The organism is Aminobacter sp. P4_D5, from assembly GCF_056401815.1.
The window spans coordinates 1-538 of the sequence record NZ_JBFUIP010001287.1 but is presented as its reverse complement, the minus strand read 5'-3'; the positions used below and the strand labels follow the sequence as shown (position 1 = coordinate 538).

At 66.2% G+C, this 538-nt stretch carries 1 pseudogene; it reads right to left on the bottom strand.

Features of this window, described 5'->3' with window-relative positions:
• Window positions 1–43 precede the first annotated feature (43 nt).
• Window positions 44–538, bottom strand: a pseudogene (gene prfC / locus AC1DWF_RS37980) (peptide chain release factor 3); the annotation flags it as partial.

Genomic DNA, 538 nt, shown 5'->3' with positions numbered 1-538 from the left:
GGATGGCACCATCGAGATGTTCGCCTGAGCCGAAGACACCCTCTCAGCTCTCGGAGAGGCTGTGCTGCTCGCGCAGCGCGTGGAAGCTCAGCATCTTCCATTCGTCCTCGGCCCGCTTGCGGCGCCAGTCGGAGGAGAACAGCGCCACTAGCTCGCCGTCATGATCATGGGCCAGCTCGCTACGGTTGAACTGGCTGAAGCGCTCCAGTGCGGCGCGGTCGTTCGAGGTCACCCAGCGCAGGTATTCCCACTGCGTCTGGTCGAACCCGGCCGGCACGCCGTATTCCACCTTGAGCCGGCTCTGCAGCACATCGACCTGCAGCAGTCCGACCACGCCGATCACCGGCGGCGAGCCGTCGAGCGGGCGGAATATCTGCACCACGCCCTCGTCGGCCAGCTGCTCCAGCGCCTTGTTGAGCTTCTTCGCGAGCATCGGATCGTCCAGCCGCACCCGGCGCAGATGCTCCGGCGCAAAGGAGGGGACACCGCGGAAGTTGATGGGCTCGCCCTCGGTCAGCGTGTCGCCGATCCGCAGGAT